Annotated in this window: 13 protein-coding genes; 11 read left to right on the forward strand and 2 right to left on the reverse strand. The window is 63.9% G+C overall.

The genetic code is table 11. From position 1 onward, the window contains the following. The first annotated feature begins 60 nt into the window (after positions 1-60). On the forward strand, positions 61-324 hold the full coding sequence (locus AC0MAZ_RS06050; RefSeq protein WP_475860621.1) for a DUF3077 domain-containing protein: 264 nt from the start codon (positions 61-63) through the stop codon (positions 322-324). Between the two features lie 175 nt (positions 325-499). On the opposite strand, the gene putA is transcribed toward AC0MAZ_RS06050, so the two are convergent. Beyond that, positions 500-4,450: a trifunctional transcriptional regulator/proline dehydrogenase/L-glutamate gamma-semialdehyde dehydrogenase gene (gene putA, locus AC0MAZ_RS06055; RefSeq protein ID WP_475860623.1), complete on the reverse strand. Its 3,951-nt coding sequence runs from the start codon at positions 4,448-4,450 to the stop codon at positions 500-502. 358 nt (positions 4,451-4,808) lie between these two features. Here putA and putP point away from each other — a divergent pair, with 358 nt between their 5' ends. The 9 genes from putP to AC0MAZ_RS06100 all read left to right on the forward strand — a co-directional run bounded on the left by putP (position 4,809) and on the right by AC0MAZ_RS06100 (position 15,619). Then, positions 4,809-6,287, forward strand: a complete 1,479-nt coding sequence (gene putP, locus AC0MAZ_RS06060) for a sodium/proline symporter PutP (protein ID WP_232856301.1) — start codon at positions 4,809-4,811, stop codon at positions 6,285-6,287. 163 nt (positions 6,288-6,450) lie between these two features. Further along, positions 6,451-7,287 (forward strand): 23S rRNA (adenine(2030)-N(6))-methyltransferase RlmJ, encoded by an 837-nt coding sequence (locus tag AC0MAZ_RS06065; RefSeq protein ID WP_475860625.1) that lies wholly within the window; start codon positions 6,451-6,453, stop codon positions 7,285-7,287. A 234-nt stretch (positions 7,288-7,521) separates the two neighbouring features. Continuing rightward, positions 7,522-9,279, forward strand: a complete 1,758-nt coding sequence (locus AC0MAZ_RS06070) for a carbamoyltransferase family protein (protein WP_028688304.1) — start codon at positions 7,522-7,524, stop codon at positions 9,277-9,279. After that, the gene (locus AC0MAZ_RS06075) at positions 9,263-10,393 is read left to right on the forward strand and encodes a glycosyltransferase (protein WP_475860628.1); all 1,131 of its coding nucleotides are present in this window, start codon (positions 9,263-9,265) and stop codon (positions 10,391-10,393) included. Before AC0MAZ_RS06070 ends, AC0MAZ_RS06075 begins: the two co-directional genes overlap by 17 nt. After that, complete coding sequence (locus AC0MAZ_RS06080) at positions 10,393-11,289, forward strand: antimicrobial resistance protein Mig-14 (protein WP_234562690.1); 897 nt, start codon at positions 10,393-10,395, stop codon at positions 11,287-11,289. The genes AC0MAZ_RS06075 and AC0MAZ_RS06080 overlap by 1 nt, the downstream gene beginning before the upstream one ends. Before the next feature lie 2 nt (positions 11,290-11,291). Next, positions 11,292-12,719 carry a PIG-L deacetylase family protein gene (locus AC0MAZ_RS06085; protein ID WP_475860631.1) on the forward strand — a complete coding sequence of 476 codons (1,428 nt, stop codon included), beginning with the start codon at positions 11,292-11,294 and terminating at the stop codon, positions 12,717-12,719. Beyond that, positions 12,716-13,678 (forward strand): glycosyltransferase family protein, encoded by a 963-nt coding sequence (locus tag AC0MAZ_RS06090; RefSeq protein WP_203648219.1) that lies wholly within the window; start codon positions 12,716-12,718, stop codon positions 13,676-13,678. Before AC0MAZ_RS06085 ends, AC0MAZ_RS06090 begins: the two co-directional genes overlap by 4 nt. Before the next feature lie 23 nt (positions 13,679-13,701). Then, the gene (locus AC0MAZ_RS06095) at positions 13,702-14,469 is read left to right on the forward strand and encodes a glycosyltransferase family 2 protein (protein WP_475860634.1); all 768 of its coding nucleotides are present in this window, start codon (positions 13,702-13,704) and stop codon (positions 14,467-14,469) included. Further along, complete coding sequence (locus tag AC0MAZ_RS06100; RefSeq protein WP_475860636.1) at positions 14,459-15,619, forward strand: O-antigen ligase domain-containing protein; 1,161 nt, start codon at positions 14,459-14,461, stop codon at positions 15,617-15,619. The genes AC0MAZ_RS06095 and AC0MAZ_RS06100 overlap by 11 nt, the downstream gene beginning before the upstream one ends. Positions 15,620-15,655: 36 nt before the next feature. On the opposite strand, the gene AC0MAZ_RS06105 is transcribed toward AC0MAZ_RS06100, so the two are convergent. Beyond that, positions 15,656-16,294 carry a phosphotransferase gene (locus AC0MAZ_RS06105; RefSeq protein ID WP_234562687.1) on the reverse strand — a complete coding sequence of 213 codons (639 nt, stop codon included), beginning with the start codon at positions 16,292-16,294 and terminating at the stop codon, positions 15,656-15,658. A 110-nt stretch (positions 16,295-16,404) separates the two neighbouring features. Between AC0MAZ_RS06105 and msbA the strand changes: the two genes are divergently transcribed. Then, positions 16,405-18,207: a lipid A export permease/ATP-binding protein MsbA gene (gene msbA / locus AC0MAZ_RS06110; RefSeq protein WP_203648215.1), complete on the forward strand. Its 1,803-nt coding sequence runs from the start codon at positions 16,405-16,407 to the stop codon at positions 18,205-18,207. Positions 18,208-18,274: the final 67 nt, after the last annotated feature.

The following is an 18,274-nucleotide window of genomic DNA, read 5'->3' on the forward strand; positions in this document are numbered from 1 at the left end:
GGAGCGGGCTTGCCCGCGAAGAGGCCCGCACAGGCACCGACCCTTTCAGGGAGAAAAACCATGACCACAGGCAACATCCCCACCACCGTCGGCAAGACCAAGTTCTACCAAGGCGAAGGCCAGACCGACCCGCTGTTCTGCATCGAGCCCGGCATCCCCTGCCAGCACGCCGGCGACCAGGCCTCGGAGCTGATGGGCTGCGTACGCGACCTGACCATCACCGGGATCATGGAGGAAAAGCCCCAGTTGCTCTGGGCGTCGTATTACCTGAGCGCCCTGGCCAAGGCATTGATGGATGATGCCGAACTCGGCATGAAACACTGAGATTTGTGCAGTCAGTGCCGGCCTCTTCGCGGGTAAACCCGCTCCCACAGTGGTCACCTGTGCCTTAAGGCCCGCGCTGTACCTGTGGGAGCGGGTTTACCCGCGAAGAGGCCCGCGAGGGGCTAATAAAAAAGGAGAGCCTGAGCTCTCCTTTTCCGTTCAACGACTGTCAGCGTCAGCCGATGGTCATCAGGCTGGCGTTACCGCCCGCCGCCGCGGTGTTAACACTCACCGCCCGCTCGATCACCAGGCGCTCCAGGGCGATCTGGTGATCGCCGCTCGAAAGCCCGTGCACGCCGACGATCGCGCCGGCACGCTTGGCCACCTGCTCGCAGACGCCGCGCAACTGGTCGGAGTGACCGTGGTGGATGACCGCGTCGAAGGCCACGTCATCCTTGCTCCAGTCGGCCGCCAGCTTGATCTTCGCTTGCAGCTCCTTCGGCAGGCGGCCGCGCACGGTCTTGGCCGGCTCGCCGTCCTGGAACACCGCCGAGCTACCCACGGCCAGTACCGCCGCCAGCTGGGCCAGCAGGTCGGCCTCGTTGTCGGCCAGGCACAGCACGTGCTCGCGTGGCAGCACGCTGTAGGTGTTGCGCTCGCCGGTCGGGCCTGGCAGCACGCGGGTGATGCCGCTCTGCGACTGCTCGGCGAACTGCTCGCACAGCGCGGCCAGGTCGCTCATCTGGCTGCTGGCCGCCCAGGTCTTGAGGGTGGTCAGCGGCTTGAGCTGCTGGTCGCGCAGGGTGGTGTCGGCCTGGCTGCGCGCATCGTCGGCCTGGAAGTGGCGGGCGATGGCGTCGGCCGGGCGGGTCGACAGCAGGCGGTACAGGTACAGTGGGCCACCGGCTTTCGGGCCGGTGCCCGACAGGCCTTCACCGCCGAACGGCTGCACGCCGACCACGGCACCGACGATGTTGCGGTTGACGTACATGTTGCCGGCGTTGACGTTGTCCACCACCTTGGCGATGGTCTCGTCGATGCGGGTGTGCACGCCCAGGGTCAGGCCGTAGCCGGAAGCGTTGATCTGCTCGATCAGCTGGTCCAGGTCCTTGCGGTTGTAGCGAACCACGTGCAGCACCGGGCCGAAGATTTCACGCTTGAGCTCGTCGAAGCTTTCCAGTTCGATCAGGGTCGGCATCACGAAGGTGCCGCGCTTGATTTCCTCGCCTTCGGCGATGGCCACCTGATAGACGGTGCGGCCTTTGTCGCGCATGCCCTGGATGTGCTTCTCGATACCGGCCTTGGCTTCGGCGTCGATCACCGGGCCGATGTCCACGGACAGGCGCTCCGGGTTGCCCAGGCGGCTTTCGGCCATGGCGCCCTTGAGCATCTCGATCACGCGGTCGGCGGAGTCTTCCTGCAGGCACAGCACGCGCAGGGCCGAGCAACGCTGGCCGGCACTGTCAAAGGCCGAGGAGACCACATCGATCACCACCTGCTCGGTCAGCGCCGAGGAATCGACGATCATGGCGTTCTGGCCGCCGGTTTCGGCGATCAGCGGGATCGGGCGGCCCTGGTTGTCCAGGCGACCGGCAATGTTGCGTTGCAGCAGGCGGGCAACCTCGGTGGAACCGGTGAACATCACGCCCTTGACACGCTCGTCACCGACCAGGCCGGCACCGACGGTTTCGCCCTGGCCTGGCAGCAGCTGCAGCACGCCTTCGGGAATGCCGGCTTCCAGCAGCAGGCGCACGGCCTGGGCGGCGACCAGCGGGGTCTGTTCGGCCGGCTTGGCCAGTACCGGGTTGCCGGCGGCCAGCGCCGCGGCCACCTGGCCGGAGAAGATCGCCAGCGGGAAGTTCCACGGGCTGATGCACACCACAGGGCCCAGTGGGCGGCAGCTGTCGTTGCGCAGGTCGTTGCGTGCCTGCACCGCGTAGTAGCGCAGGAAGTCCACCGCCTCGCGCACTTCGGCGATGGCGTTGGTGTAGGTCTTGCCGGCTTCGCGCACCAGCAGGCCCATCAGCGGCTGGATGTCGGCTTCCATCAGGTCGGCGGCGCGTTCGAGGATCGCGGCGCGCTCGGCCGGCGGAGTGGCCTGCCAGATCGGTGCGGCGTTCAGCGCGCACTGGATGGCGTTGTCGACGTCGGCGACGGTGGCTTCCTGCACGTGGCCGACGATATCGCGGTGATCGGCCGGGTTGAGCACCGCTGCGGCCGGCTGTTCGCTGGCGGCGCAGCCCAGCAGCGGGGCGGCTTTCCAGTCGTTGTGGGCGGTGGCCAGCAGGGCGCAGGACAGCGACGCCAGGCGGTGTTCGTTGGCCATGTCGATACCGGCCGAGTTGGCCCGCTCGCTGCCGTACAGCTCACGCGGCATCGGGATGCGCGGGTGCGGCAGGCCGATGCTGCCCTCTTGGGTGCCCATGCGCTCGATGCTGGCGACCGGGTCGGCGACCAGTTCCTGGATGGAGATCGAGTGGTCGGCGATGCGGTTGACGAACGAGGTGTTGGCGCCGTTTTCCAGCAGGCGGCGGACCAGGTAGGCCAGCAGGGTCTCGTGGGTGCCGACCGGCGCGTACACGCGGCACGGACGGTTCAGCTTGCCCTCGGAGATCTTGCCCACGACTTGCTCGTACAGCGGTTCGCCCATGCCGTGCAGGCACTGGAACTCGTACTGGCCCGGGTAGTAGTTCTGCCCGGCGATGGTGTAGATGGCCGACAGGGTGTGGGCGTTGTGGGTGGCGAACTGCGGGTAGATGGCTTCTGGCACGGCCAGCAGCTTGCGGGCGCAGGCGACGTAGGACACGTCGGTGTACACCTTGCGGGTGTAGACCGGATAGCCTTCCAGGCCTTCGACCTGGGCGCGCTTGATCTCGCTGTCCCAGTAGGCGCCCTTCACCAGGCGGATCATCAGGCGGTGACGGCTGCGCTTGGCCAGGTCGATGACGTAGTCGATCACATACGGGCAGCGCTTCTGGTAGGCCTGGATGACGAAACCGATGCCGTTCCAGCCAGCCAGCGACGGCTCGAAGCACAGGCGCTCGAGCAGGTCCAGCGACAGCTCCAGGCGGTCGGCTTCCTCGGCGTCGATGTTCAGGCCGATGTCGTACTGCTTGGCCAGCAGGGTCAGCGACAGCAGGCGCGGGTACAGCTCGCTCATCACGCGCTCGTACTGGGCGCGGCTGTAGCGCGGGTGCAGTGCCGAGAGCTTGATCGAGATGCCCGGGCCTTCATAGATGCCGCGGCCGTGCGAGGCCTTGCCGATCGAATGGATCGCCTGCTCGTAGGAGGCCAGGTATTTCTGTGCGTCGTGCTCGGTCAGCGCAGCTTCGCCGAGCATGTCGTAGCTGTAGCGGAAGCCCTTGGACTCGAACTTGCTGGCGTTGGCCAGGGCTTCGGCGATGGTCTCGCCGGTGACGAACTGCTCGCCCATCAGGCGCATGGCCATGTCGACGCCCTTGCGGATCATCGGCTCGCCGCTCTTGCCGATGATGCGGGTGAGCGAGGAGGTCAGGCCGGATTCGTTGTGGGTGCTGACCAGCTTGCCGGTCAGCAGCAGGCCCCAGGTGGCGGCATTGACGAACAGCGACGGGCTGTTGCCCAGGTGCGGCTGCCAGTTGCCGGTGCTGATCTTGTCGCGAATCAGCGCGTCACGGGTACCCTTGTCAGGGATGCGCAGCAGGGCTTCGGCCAGGCACATCAGCGCCACGCCTTCCTGGGACGACAGCGAGAACTCCTGCAGCAGGCCCTGGACGATGCCGGCACGGCCGCCGGCGCTCTTCTGGTTGCGCAGCTTGTCGGCCAGGCTCGCGGCCAGCTTGTTGGTGGCTTCGGCCTGGGCGGCCGGCAGGCGTGCCTGCTCCAGCAGCATTGGCACCACTTCCTGCTCGGGGCGGCGGTAGGCGGCGGTGATCGCCGAGCGCAGTACCGACTGCGGCAGGATGCTTTCGGCGAATTCCAGGAAGCACTGGTGGGCGTGGTCGGCGGCGACTTCGCCGGCGTCATCGCCAGCGGCGGCATGGCCGTTGAGGTCGTTCAGGGTGGCGCCACCCTCGAGCTTCTCGAGATAGTTGAAGATCGCTTGCTTGATCAACCAGTGCGGCGTGCGGTCTATGGACTGCGCAGCTGCTTTGAGTCGCTCACGGGTCGGGTCGTCGAGTTTGACCCCAAGGGTGGTCGTCGCCATTTCTTATCCTCGTTATTGGCCACGGATGTGACCTAAGCTGAAGGCAAGATTAGCCTGTAGGACAATTCGGGTGCAACCGGGTGCAACCCGAAATCTTCGCGGTAAAGGTGCAACTCGTCTGAAGTCGGTTTCCTTACAGCCGAAACGGTCTTTTTTACTGCTTTTGCTTATGTAAAGCGCTGTGTTTGCTCCGAAAAGGAGCAAAAAAGGGGCTTTATCCGAAAAACCATGGCTGGGTGCAACTTGCAAATGAAAAATGGTTGCACCTCGTTCATGTTGTTGCATAGGATGCGCCGCCTGGGTGCAACCGTCGTGCGCGGCGGTCGCAAGAGATAAAAACAACGCCAGGGCACAACTCATGGGCAATCCACTAACGATCACCTTCGTGGTCTACATTGCGGCAATGGTGCTGATCGGCTTCGCCGCCTATCGCTCCACCAAGAACCTTTCCGACTATATTCTCGGCGGCCGTAGTCTCGGCAGCGTGGTCACCGCGCTTTCCGCCGGCGCATCGGACATGAGCGGCTGGCTGTTGATGGGCCTGCCGGGCGCCATCTACTTCGCGGGCCTTTCCGAGGCCTGGATCGCCATCGGCCTGACCGTCGGCGCCTACCTGAACTGGCTGTTCGTCGCCGGCCGTCTGCGCGTGCAGACCGAGCACAACGGTGACGCCCTGACCCTGCCGGACTACTTCTCCAGCCGTTTTGAAGACCAGACCGGTCTGCTGCGGATCATCTCGGCGATCGTCATCCTGGTGTTCTTCACCATCTACTGCGCTTCCGGCATCGTCGCCGGCGCCCGTCTGTTCGAAAGCACCTTCGGCATGTCCTACGAGACCGCTCTGTGGGCCGGTGCCGCGGCCACCATCGCCTACACCTTCGTTGGTGGCTTCCTGGCGGTGAGCTGGACCGATACCGTGCAGGCCTCGCTGATGATCTTCGCGCTGATCCTGACCCCGATCATCGTGCTGATCTCCACCGGTGGCTTCGATACCACCTTCCTGGCGATCGAGGCGGTGAACCCGGCGCACTTCGACATGTTCAAGGGCGCGACCTTCATCGGCATCATCTCGCTGATGGGTTGGGGCCTGGGCTACTTCGGCCAGCCGCACATCCTGGCGCGCTTCATGGCCGCCGACTCGGTCAAGTCGATCGCCAACGCCCGCCGCATCTCCATGACCTGGATGATCCTGTGCCTGGCCGGTACCTGCGCCGTCGGTTTCTTCGGCATCGCCTACTTCTCGGCGCATCCTGACCTGGCGGGTCCGGTGACCGAGAACCATGAGCGCGTGTTCATCGAGCTGGCCAAGATCCTGTTCAACCCATGGATCGCCGGTGTGCTGCTGTCGGCCATCCTGGCCGCGGTGATGAGTACCCTGAGCTGCCAGCTGCTGGTGTGCTCCAGCGCCCTGACCGAGGACTTCTACAAGTCGTTCCTGCGCAAGAATGCCTCGCAGACCGAGCTGGTCTGGGTCGGTCGCCTGATGGTCCTGGCCGTTGCCTTGATCGCCATCGCCATGGCCGCCAACCCCGAGAACCGCGTGCTGGGCCTGGTGGCCTACGCCTGGGCCGGCTTCGGTGCCGCCTTCGGTCCGGTGGTGCTGATCTCGGTGCTGTGGAAGGGCATGACTCGCAACGGCGCGCTGGCTGGTATCGTGGTCGGTGCGCTGACCGTGATCCTGTGGAAGAACTACGTGGACATGGGTCTGTACGAGATCATTCCGGGCTTCCTGTTCGCCAGCATCGCCATCTTTGTGGTGAGCAAGCTGGGCAGCCCGTCGAACAGCATGGTTTCGCGTTTTGAAACTGCTGATGCGGCGTACCACGCTGACAAGTAACGCCTGCTGAATCGGCGTCTGCTACTTCGCGGGTAAACCCGCTCCCACAGGGATTTCACTTTCCTTGTGGGAGCGGGTTTACCCGCGAATGCCTCAGCACCGACCGCCGCACCTGACGACTCCCTCGCGACAAGGTAAACTTGGCGCCCCCGCAGGAGTCCTCATGAACTATCGTCACGCCTTCCATGCCGGCAATCACGCCGACGTCCTCAAGCACATCGTGCTCACCCGCCTCATCGCCCTGATGTCGCGCAAGGAGCAGCCGTTCGCCTACATCGATACTCACGCTGGCCTGGGTCTCTACGACCTGCAGGGTGACCAGGCGAGCCGTACCGGCGAATACCTCGAGGGCGTGGCCCGCCTGTGGAACCGCGACGACCTGCCGGAAGCGGCCGCAGACTACCTGCGCATCATCAAACGCCTGAACCCGGATGGCGAGCTGCGCTACTACCCGGGCTCGCCCGAGCTCGCGCGCCGCCTGATGCGCCAGCAAGACCGCGCCTTGCTCAACGAGAAGCACCCTGAAGATGGGGCGCTGCTCAAGGAAAACATGAAAAAGGATCCGCGCGTCACCGTGCATCTGGGCGAGGGGTGGCACATCGCCCGGGCCTTGCTACCGGTGCAGGAAAAGCGCGCCATCATGCTGATCGACCCGCCGTTCGAGCAGGCCGACGAGCTCAAGCGCTGCACCGTGGCCATGAAAGAGGCGATCGGTCGCATGCGCCAGACTGTCGCGGCGATCTGGTATCCGATCAAGGACCAGCGCTCGCTGACCCGTTTCTACCAGGACCTGACCAGCACCGGCGCGCCGAAGCTGCTGCGGGTCGAGTTGTACGTGCATCACCAGGACAGCCCGCAGGGCCTGAACGGCTCGGGCCTGGCCATCGCCAACCCGCCTTGGGGCCTGGAAGATGAGCTCAAGACGCTGCTGCCGTGGCTGGCCAAGGAGCTGGCGCAGACCGCCGGCAGCTTGCGCATGGACTGGCTGATCGCCGAATAACCCGCACGAACCCTGTAGGAGCGGCCTTGTGCCGCGAAAGGGCTGCGCAGCGGCCCCGGATTTCATATGCGCCGCTGAAATTGCCGGGGCTGCTTCGCAGCCCTTTCGCGGCACAAGGCCGCTCCTACAAGGGGGCGGTGTGTCCGCCATCTTTGCGTTATAATCCCGCCCTTTAGCCGCCATCCGCCCGAATGGCCGTTGGCGCACTTCATACCGATTTGAGAGGCTAGACCCTTGGCACTGACGATTCTTGGCCTGTCCGGCGCCCTTAGCCATGACCCTTCCGCGGCCCTGTACATCGACGGCAAGCTGATTGCCGCCGCCGAAGAAGAGCGCTTCGTGCGTGACAAGCATGCGAAGAACCGCATGCCCTACGAGTCGGCGAAGTTCTGCCTGGAGCAGGCCGGCATCAAGCCGTCGGACGTCGACGTGGTGGCCATTCCGTTCGCCCCGATCAGCCTGTTCGGCAAGGCCCGCTGGCACTACGCCAAGCGCTACTGGTACGCCCCGGACCGCGCCCTGGACGCGCTGCTGATGGGCAACCGCCGCTACAAGCGCTACCGCAAGAAGATCGTCTGGTGCCTGGAGCAACTGGGCTTCGATCCGAAAAAGATCAAGATCGAGCCGGTCGAGCACCACCTGGCCCACGCCTCCAGCGCCTACCACTGCTCGGGTTTCAAAGAGAAAACCGCGATCCTCGGTATCGACGGCAAGGGCGAGTACGCCACCACTTTCTTCGGCTACGGCGAAAACGGCAAGATCCACAAGATCAAGGAATTCTTCGATCCGGACTCGCTGGGTGGCCTGTATGGCGCGATCACCGAGTTCCTCGGCTTCGAAATGCTTGATGGCGAGTTCAAGGTCATGGGCATGGCGCCGTATGGCGACGCCAGCAAGTATGACTTCTCGCGCCTGGCCAGCTTCGAAAACGGCGAGCTGGTGATCAACACCGAATACGCCAACGTCATCGGCCTGCGTCGCTATAAAGAGAAGGGCAAGGGCTTCTACTTCTCGCCCAAGCTGATCGAGTGGCTGGGCCCGAAACGTGAAGGCGACATCGCCGACGAGCCGTACATCCACTACGCCGCCAGCATGCAGGCGCTGTTCGAGAAGCTGGCCCTGCAGATGATCGACCATTACCTGGGCGACACGCTGAAAGAGACCGGCAAGCTGGCCTTCGCCGGCGGTTGCGCATTGAACGTCAAGCTGAACCAGAAGATCATCGCCCGTGATGATGTGAAGGAGCTGTTCGTCCAGCCGGCCTCCGGCGACGCCGGTACCGCCGTTGGTGCGGCCGCCTACGTTTCCCACGCCCGTGGCGTGCCGGTCGAGAAGATGGAGCATGTCTACCTCGGCCCTGCGTATTCCAATGAAGACGTGATCGCCGCCTGTGCCCGTCACCCGAGCCAGCCGAAATGGCGCAAGCTCGAGAACATGCCTGAGCAGATCGCCAAGATCATGGTCGATGGCAACCCGGTGGCCTGGTTCCAGGGTCGCATGGAATTCGGTCCGCGCGCCCTGGGCGGTCGTTCGATCATTGGCTGCCCAAGCGTGGAAGGCGTGGCCGACCGCATCAACCACCAGATCAAGTTCCGCGAACGCTGGAGACCTTTCTGTCCGTCGATGCTCGACACTGTCGCGCCGCAGATGATCAAGATCGATCACCCCGCGCCATTCATGACCTTCACCTTCGAAGTCGCCGAAGAGTGGAAGACCCGCGTGCCGGAAGTCGTCCACGAGGACGGCACTTCGCGCGCCCAGGTGCTCAAGCGCGAGTACAACCCGCGCTACTACGACATGATGAAGGCGCTGGAAGACCTGACCGGCAACGGCGTGTCGCTGAACACCTCGCTGAACCGCCGCGGCGAACCGATGATCTGCTCGCCGACCGACGCCCTGAACATGTTCTTCGGCTCGGACCTGCAGTACCTGATCATGGAAGACATCCTGGTGGTCAAGGAAGGCGCCGCGCCGTATGACCAGCCGCTCTGAACCGCGCATCCTGCAGTTCTGCCATGGCTATGACGGGCCGTTCCTCGATTGTGCCCGTCAATACGCCAGCCTGTTCCAGGGCAGCGGCTACAAGGTCACTACCGTGTTCCTCACCGGGGCAGCCGACGGGCAGGTCGCGGCCGGCTGTGCCTCGGACGAGGTGCTGTTTCTCGAGTTCAGCTCCAAGGCCGTGCGCGGCCTGAAGCTGGGTGCAATCCGCGCGCTGCGCAAGATCGCCGCGCAGCGCAATTTCAGCTTTTGCATCGCCCACCGCTTCAAGCCGATCTATGTCGCGCTGCTGGGGACCGGCTTGCCGGTGATCGGCGTGCACCATGCCTTCGGCGATTATGAGCGCAAGGGGCGGCGGCTGTTCGCCAACCTGTTCCGCAAGCGCCTGAGCCTGCTCGGTGTGTCGGATGCGGTGCGCGACGACATGCGACGCTGCCTGGGCCAGTGGCCGGCCGAGCGTATCCAGACCTTGTACAACCGCATCGATGTCGAGGCACTGCAGGCCAGCCTGGTGCCGCGTGACGAGGCGCGCCGGGCCTTGGGCCTGGATGAGCGTGCCTGGGTGGTCGGTAACGTCGGTCGCCTGCATCCGGACAAGGACCAGGCCACGCTGCTGCGTGGTTTCGCCGAAGCCTTGCCGGGGTTGCCGGCCGGTGCACGCCTGGCGATCCTGGGCAAGGGGCGCCTCGAGGCGAAACTCAAGGCCCTGGCTGCCGAGTTGGGCATCGCCGGGCAGGTTGACTTCCTCGGCCAGGTGCCGGATGCACGCCGCTATTTCCGCGCTTTCGACGTGTTCGCCCTGAGCTCCGACCATGAGCCGTTCGGCATGGTCCTGCTCGAAGCCATGGTCGCTGGCGTGCCGGTGCTGGCCACCGCCTGTGGCGGCGCCCGGGAAGTGGTCGAGGGCGTGGGTGTGCTGTTCCCGCTGGGCGATGCCGCGCAGCTGGCCCAGGGATTGAAGCACATGGCCGGACTGGACGCGCAGCAGCGCGAGGCATGCGCCGGGCATATGCTGCAGCGCCTGCAGCAGCGCTTCAGTGACTCGGCAGTGCGGGATGCCTTCTGGCAACTGCCGCACGTCCGCGCGCTGATGGCGGAGGCCTGATGCTCAATCATCTCAAGGCCTGGCGTGAACGCGGCTGGCAAGTGATCGATGCGGCCGCCTACAACGAAGCCTGGCAGCGTTTTGGCGGCAGTGTCGCCACGCACCCGTTGGTGATCGAGCAACTGGCTGACCTGGCCGGGATCCCGGTGCGTTACCTGGGCTGGTTCCAGGGCGCCGAGCTCAAGGCCGCGCTGCCAACCTGGGGGCGCCACCTGGCGCTGTCCAAGGACGTGCTCAAGCGTGAAGGCAAGAAAGGCCTGTTCGACCTGGGCAATGCCGAGATCATCCTGCCAGCCGCCGCCGATGCCGGGGCGCCACTGCGCCACGCCGGTCGCTACCTGTCGGAGTTGAACCAGGGCCGTTTCGCCGGCCTGAAGGCACAACCTGAGCAGTTGGCCATGGCGCGGCCCCATGAAGATCTGTCGAAGAAATTCCGCTACAACCAGCGTCGTGAGCTGCGCCTGCTGGAAGAGGCGGGTGGCCAGGTGCGACCGATCGGCGATTTCACTGCAGCCGAGATCGCCGCGATGTACTGTGACTTGTTCCAGCGTCGCTGGGGCTTCCCGGCCACCGGCGCGGCCCGCATGGCAGAGGTGGTCGAGCGCCTGCGCGAGCTGCTGATCGGTTCGGTGCTGTTCCTTGAAGGGGCGCCCATCGCCATTCAACTGGTGTATCGCGTCGAGGCGCCGCAATGGATCAGCGTCGAATATGTAAACGGCGGTGTCGATCCAGAGACCAAGGCTTTCAGCCCTGGTAGCGTATTGAGCTTCCTCAATACCCAGGCCGCCTGGGAGGATGCCAATACCCGCGGCAAGGCGCTGCGGTTCTCGTTCGGTCGGTCCGACCGGGAGTACAAGGATCGTTGGTGCAACCCCGTCAACGTCTTCCAGGTCTGAACATGAGCGCCAACAAACAGCAACTGCTCAAACGCCATCGCAAGCGCAAACGGGTAATCCTGCTGCTGGCGCTGGTCGTGCTGCTGTTCTCGGCGCTGTGGGCGCTGTGGCTGCCGCCCGTGCTCGCGGTGCTGCTGTGGGTGGCTCATGAGGCCTGGTTTTCCGACCACCTCTTCTATGTGCCGGGCAGCGACTACCAGTACGACCTGCAAGCCAGCGAGCGTCATGCGCTGCGCAGCCAGGGTGGGGTGCTGGCCTTGCCGGGCGATTGCACGCTGGACGGTAGCGAGACCCTGTTGTTACGGGTGAGCCTGCGCGCCGGCTGGTTGGGGCGGCTGTTCGATCCGGCAGTACGTATCGACGGTGGTGTCGCCGATTACCAGGCCTTCGAGCGGGGTGTGAGAGGTGTGCGCTACCTGAACCTGAGCGGGCAGGCCGAGGCGCTGAACGCCGGGCAGTTGCGCCTGAGTGGTCGCCATTGTCGCGTAGCACCTGAGATGGAGTTGCTGGTGCTGCGTCACCCCGATTACCTGGCTGGCACCCTGATGGTTATCGCCCCCCATGCCGACGATGCCGAGCTGGCGGCGTTCGCTGCCTATTCCCAGGCGAAGAGCAGCTGGATCGTGACCCTCACCGCTGGCGAGATCGAGAACGAGTACTACCGCGACACCTTCGGCCTCGACCTGGTCGAGGCGGCCCGGCTCAAGGGCCAATTGCGCAGCTGGGACAGCGTCGCCGTGCCGCGTTGGGCCGGCGTGCCTTCCAGTCAAACCGTGCAGTTGGGCTATTTCTGCATGCAGTTGCCTGCCATGCAGGCCGAGCCCGAGGCATCGATCCCGTCGCGCGAGGCGGACCTGGCCGACACCCGGCCATTCCGTCGTTTCAACGAAGTCGCGTTGCAAAGCGATGCCGATGGCCGGCCGAGTTGGACCAACCTGGTCCAGGACCTGCGCGAGCTCATCGAGCGCGCGCGTCCGGCAACCATCGTGATGCCGCATCCGACCCTCGATCCGCACCCGGACCATGTGTGTGCCCATGACGCCTTGCAGCAGGCGTTGCAGAGCGCCGACTGGCGGCCTGAAACCCTGCTGTTCTACGCCAACCACCTGCACGACAATGACCGTTGGCCGATGGGTGATGCCGGTACCGGTGTACCTTTGCCACCCTTCTTCGATGCCGGCATGCCCATGCGCCCTTGGGTACTTGGGGTGGATGCGCAAGAGCAGAGGCAAAAGGCCATCGCTTTGGGTATGATGCACGACCTGCAGCCTGCGGCCCCGCTCAAGCGCCGAATCCGTCGCTTCCTGCAGCGCTGCCTCGCCGCCCGGCGCTGGCCCGCATTCGGTGAAAATGAATTCTTCCGCAAGGCCGTACGGCGCCACGAACTGCTGTGGGTCGGCACAATGATCGACAAGAGAGAACCACGGTGAAAGTCCTGTTCCTGGTCCAGAAAGAGCAACGCGCCATCCTGGACCGTCTGTACGAAGGCATCGCGGCCGACTGCGAGTGCGATATCCGTTGGTTGACCGGTGACGAGCAGGCCGATCTGCGCAGCTATTTCCGCGAGCATGTGCAGGTCGAGCAGTACGACCGCATCCTGTTCTTCCTGCGGTTCAAGAAAGAGATCCGCCAGGCACGCTTCATTCGGACGATCCCGAACCTGGTGATCCTCGAGCACGACGCCTACCAGAATTACATTCCCTGCAAGTACACCGGCAAATTCAGCGAGTACTACCGCCAGCTGCCATGGGCGCGCATCATCACCTCCGGCGCAGTGGTCACCCGACGCCTGCGCGACGAAGGCTTCGACGCGATCTTCGTGCCCAAGGGTTACGACCAGGCGCTGCTGCGCAATGAAAACCATGAGCGTGATATCGAGTTGGCGTTCGTCGGCAGCCTGCGCAGCGTGGCCTACTCCGGGCGCAAGCAGATGCTCGAGTCGATTGCGGCGGTGGAAAACCTGCTGATCACCCGTACCAAATCCGGCGAGGAGTACAGCCGGACACTCAGCCGCATCCGCTTTTTCGTCAGTGCCGACGTCGGCATGGGCGAGTACATGATCAAGAACTTCGAAGCCATGGCCTGTGGCTGCGTCCTGTTCGCCTATGACCAGGGCGAGGAAGAGAACCAGGCGCTGGGCTTCGTCGACATGCACAATATCGTGCTCTACCGCGACCTCGAGCAGTTGCGCGAGAAGCTCGCCCGGCTGCGTGGCGATCTCGCCCTGGCCGAGCGTATCTCGCGCAATGGCCAGCAGTTGGCCGAGCAGCGCTATACCTTCCACGCGCTCGGGCAGGCGATCACCGAGGCCATGCGCGCGCCGCTGCGCCCGGCCGCGAAGCCTGGCCTGCTGGAGCGTGTGCTGCTGGCCATCGGCCTGTCGCGTTAAGCCCTACACACATCGAGGAAGCCATGATCTTCAGTGAAAACAGCGAGATCACACTGGTGGTGACCAGCTGTGGTCGATTCGAACTGCTCAAGCGCACGCTCGAAAGTTTCGACCGCTACAACACGGCGCCCATCCGTGAAGTCTTCATCACCGAAGACTCCGGTGACGAGGCAGTGCGTGGCTGCATCCCGGAACACTGGCGCGAGCACACCACCTTCATCGTCAACAATCCCAAGCTTGGGCAGTTGCGCTCGGTGGACGCCGCCTATTCGCAGATCAAGACCTTCTGGGTGTTCCATTGCGAGGATGACTGGGCCTTCTATCGCCCGGGCTTCATCGAGGAATCCCAGGCACTGCTGGAGGCCGACCCGCAAGCGTTGCAGGTCTGGCTGCGCAGCTTCAATCATGACCTGCAGGTGCACAGCCCCTATGTGTTCCTGGAGGAGCGCCAGGTGCTGCAGGGCATCGCTTTCCACAAGCTGGGCTCGCACAAGGCGGAATGGCAGGGGTTCTCGTTCAACCCGGGCCTGCGCAGGCTGGCCGACTACCAGGCACATGCACCGTACGCCTCGCATTCCGGCGAGAAGAGCTTGTCGCGGTTGTACGCCGAGCGCGACCGCTATGCGTTGATCCTGGAGAACGACGCCGTGCTGCATACCGGTTTCGGCGAGCATGTGGAAATGGCGGAAGAGAAAATCAAGAAGGCACGGCGCAAGCGCATGGATCGCATTCGTCTGTTGGGCGTGCTGGTTATCGGACTATTGCTGGGATGGGTGTTGAATGATGTTTGAAGGGATTGGTAACGACAACCGCACGAGCAGGCGTTACTTCAGCGCTGCGCTGATCATGTTCCTGGCCAGCTTCGTGTTGATGGCCTCATCGAAATGGACCAACAACATTTTCTACGCCTTCATCGCGTTGCCTGGCCTGGTGTTCCTGGTCAAGGAGCGTGGCGCGGGGCTGTTCAGCGACAAGCTTGGGCTGGTGTGGCTGGTATTCCTGCTGTGGTTCCTGGTACCCGCAGCGATTGCTGGCGATGGGCAGTTCTACAAGCACATTGCTTATGTTGCGCTCTTTGTCTTTGCCGTGGCAGGGCTGACGAATCAGGGCTTCTTCCGCTCTGAAGTGTTCGCGCGTGCGCTGTTCTGGATCATCTGCCTTTACATTTTCGGCTATTCGGCGTTTGCCTACCTGACCGGCATCTACGCCTTGGGTGAGCGGGTCAGCCTGATGCCCGCGCGCATGCAGAACGTGATCTACACCAGTATATGGCTGCTCTGTGCGCTGGCGCTGGCCATGCCGGGGTGGTTGCACCGTCGTCGCTGGGTCGAAGCGTTTGCCGCCGTGGCGCTGTCGGTGGTGGCGATTACCTTCGTCCTGCAGACGCGTACCGCGATGGTCGGCGCGGCGTTCCTGTTTGCCGCCTGGGCGTGCTGGGCGCTGTGGCGCTTCCCGCGCGTGGCCGGCAGTTGGCTGCTGGTATTCGCGGTACTTGGCGGCATCGCCCTCTGGTTGGTCAAGGACATGGCCTGGTTCCATTCGCTGTTCGAGCGCGGTGATTCCTATCGTGGCGAGTTGTTCCACGTGATGGTCGGCGAGTGGCAAAACTGTGGCTGGATGGTCGGCTGCGGCGTCGAGTTCCATACCGACAAGCTGCTGAGCGGCTTCATGCCGATCCAGCATCCACACAATATCTTCGTTGCCCTGGGCCTCTACACCGGTGGCGTCTCGCTGGTCCTGTTCCTGGTCATCGTGGTGATGACCCTGGTCCAGGCCTTGCGCCTTCGTGACCCTTGGGGCATGTACCTGGCCTGTGCCCTGGTGATGCTCAACTTCGATGGCAGCAAGCTGATCGGCAACCCTGACGAGCTGTGGCCATTGGTCCTGTTGCCGGCAGCCATGGTGCTGGGCCGTGGGTTGCAGCAGCGACGTTCGAGCTGATGATGAAGATGGCCGCCTCCGGGCGGCCATTATCGTTCAGGCCAGTGCGTTGGCCAGGTCCTGGCGGCGGCAGACCTGCTGGCTGGCGAGATAGGCTTCGATGAAGGCGTTGTCGCCGTCACCCAGCAACCACGCCCGATCTTCCCGGTAACGCAGCATATGACGGAAGTTGCGCTGGCGTTGTGAGCGGCGAAGTGGCTTGCGGTACATGCGCAGGTCGGCGACGTCGATCAACCCCAGCTTGCCTTCGGGCGTCAGCACCACGTTGCCCAGGTGCGCGGAGCGGAAGTACACCCCCGCTTCATGAAGCGCCGCGATGAAACGTCCGAGCTGGTCGCGCAAGCCTGGGTGGTTGCCGGGTTGCTCCAGCAGTTGGCGCAGCGTATGACCGGGTAGCGGGTCATAGTGCACGGCATCGCGGGCAATCTCGGCGATACGGTAAACCGCCTTGACCTGCGGGCAAGGGATGCCGCGTTCGGCCAGGGCCTGGCAGTTGTCGGCGAAACGCCGGGCGTAGGGATACCAGGCCGCCGAGCTGATCAGGCGCTTGCGGCGGAACAGCTTGAGCATCGAACCGTCGCTCAGGCGCAGGACCTTGTCGCCAGTCCCGTCGGCCTCGAGGACGTGGGCGCCCTCGCGCAGGGCAAGGTAACGGGCGTGGTCAAGTGCGTGCATCAAGCCTCCGGGGCCAGGGTTCGGAACAGCCGTCTATCTTAACCTGTGGCGGGCGGTGCAAGACACCGTGTGTGGTATAATCCCGACTCTTTTTGACCCGACGGATTCTCATGACAGTTCCCGAATCGTCTTCCCCCGCAAGCCTGAAGATCTATCTGCGCCTGCTGGGCTATGTCAAACCCTACATCGGCATCTTCCTGCTGAGCATCGTCGGCTTCGTGATCTTCGCCTCGACCCAGCCGATGCTGGCCGGGATCCTCAAGTATTTCGTCGATGGGCTGAGCAATCCGCAGGCGGTGCTGTTCCCCGACGTGCCCTACCTGCGCGACCTGCAGTTGCTGCAGGCGGTGCCGCTGCTGATCATCCTGATTGCCGCCTGGCAGGGCCTGGGTTCGTTCCTCGGCAACTACTACCTGTCCAAGGTCTCGCTGTGCCTGGTGCACGACCTGCGGGTCGAGCTGTTCAACAAGTTGCTGGTCCTGCCCAACCGCTACTTCGACAACCACAATTCCGGGCACCTGATCTCGCGCATCACCTTCAACGTGACCATGGTCACCGGCGCCGCCACCGATGCCATCAAGGTAGTCATTCGTGAGGGCCTGACGGTGGTGTTCCTGTTTGCCTACCTGCTGTGGATGAACTGGAAGCTGACCCTGGTGATGGTGGCGATCCTGCCGCTGATCGCGGTGATGGTGAGCACCGCCAGCAAGAAATTCCGCAAGCAGAGCAAGAAGATCCAGGTGGCCATGGGCGACGTTACCCACGTGGCCTCCGAGACCATCCAGGGTTACCGCGTGGTGCGCAGCTTCGGTGGCGAAAGCTACGAGGAGCGCCGCTTCGAGAAGGCCAGCCAGAGCAACACCGACAAGCAACTGCGCATGACCAAGACCGGCGCGCTGTACACGCCGATGCTGCAACTGGTGATCTACACCGCCATGGCCGCGCTGATGTTCCTGGTGCTGTTCCTGCGTGGCGAGGCTTCTGCGGGTGACCTGGTGGCCTACATCACCGCGGCAGGCCTTCTGCCCAAGCCGATTCGCCAGCTCTCCGAAGTCAGCTCGACCATCCAGAAGGGCCTTGCCGGCGCCGAGAGCATTTTCGAGCAACTGGACGAGAAGCCCGAAGTCGACAACGGCACCATCGAGAAAGAGCGGGTCGAGGGGCGCCTGGACGTGCGCAACCTCAGCTTCACCTACCCGGGTACCGAACGTCAGGTGCTCAGCAATATCAGCTTCACCGCCGAGCCCGGGCAGATGATCGCCCTGGTAGGTCGCTCGGGCAGTGGCAAGTCGACGCTGGCGGCGTTGATCCCGCGCTTCTACCACCATACGGAAGGGCAGATCCTGCTCGACGGCGTGGAGATCGAGGAATACCGCCTGCGCAACCTGCGCCGCCACGTTTCCCAGGTGACCCAGCATGTCACCTTGTTCAACGACACCGTGGCCAACAACATCGCCTACGGCGATCTGGCCGGCGCGCCGCGCGCGGATATCGAGGCCGCCGCCGCCGATGCCTATGCCAAGGAGTTCGTCGACCAGTTGCCCAAGGGCTTCGATACCGAAGTCGGCGAGAACGGTGTGCTGCTTTCCGGCGGCCAGCGCCAGCGCCTGGCGATTGCCCGGGCCTTGCTCAAGAATGCGCCGCTGCTGATTCTCGACGAGGCCACCTCTGCCCTGGATACCGAGTCTGAACGGCATATCCAGGCGGCGCTGGATCATGTGATGGAGGGGCGCACCACCCTGGTGATCGCGCACCGTCTGTCGACCATCGAGAAGGCCGACCTGATCCTGGTCATGGACCAGGGGCGTCTGGTGGAGCGCGGCACACACGCCGAACTGCTCCAGGCCAATGGCCATTACGCCCGTCTGCACGCCATGGGGCTGGACGAGGCCGAAAAGGCCAACATCACCTGAGTCAGCGTCACGGCGAGGCCTGGCAGGCCTCGCCGGTCAATCGATACAGCATCGCTGCGGTTGGCCA

Source organism: Pseudomonas sp. A, from assembly GCF_056270345.1.

Coding starts and splice junctions, on each gene's coding strand:
- AC0MAZ_RS06050 (WP_475860621.1), top strand. CDS start 61: ATGACCACAGGCAACATCCCCACCACCGTCGGCAAGACCAAGTTCTAC.
- putA (WP_475860623.1), bottom strand. CDS start 4,450: ATGGCGACGACCACCCTTGGGGTCAAACTCGACGACCCGACCCGTGAG.
- putP (WP_232856301.1), top strand. CDS start 4,809: ATGGGCAATCCACTAACGATCACCTTCGTGGTCTACATTGCGGCAATG.
- AC0MAZ_RS06065 (WP_475860625.1), top strand. CDS start 6,451: ATGAACTATCGTCACGCCTTCCATGCCGGCAATCACGCCGACGTCCTC.
- AC0MAZ_RS06075 (WP_475860628.1), top strand. CDS start 9,263: ATGACCAGCCGCTCTGAACCGCGCATCCTGCAGTTCTGCCATGGCTAT.
- AC0MAZ_RS06080 (WP_234562690.1), top strand. CDS start 10,393: ATGCTCAATCATCTCAAGGCCTGGCGTGAACGCGGCTGGCAAGTGATC.
- AC0MAZ_RS06085 (WP_475860631.1), top strand. CDS start 11,292: ATGAGCGCCAACAAACAGCAACTGCTCAAACGCCATCGCAAGCGCAAA.
- AC0MAZ_RS06095 (WP_475860634.1), top strand. CDS start 13,702: ATGATCTTCAGTGAAAACAGCGAGATCACACTGGTGGTGACCAGCTGT.
- AC0MAZ_RS06100 (WP_475860636.1), top strand. CDS start 14,459: ATGATGTTTGAAGGGATTGGTAACGACAACCGCACGAGCAGGCGTTAC.
- AC0MAZ_RS06105 (WP_234562687.1), bottom strand. CDS start 16,294: ATGCACGCACTTGACCACGCCCGTTACCTTGCCCTGCGCGAGGGCGCC.
- msbA (WP_203648215.1), top strand. CDS start 16,405: ATGACAGTTCCCGAATCGTCTTCCCCCGCAAGCCTGAAGATCTATCTG.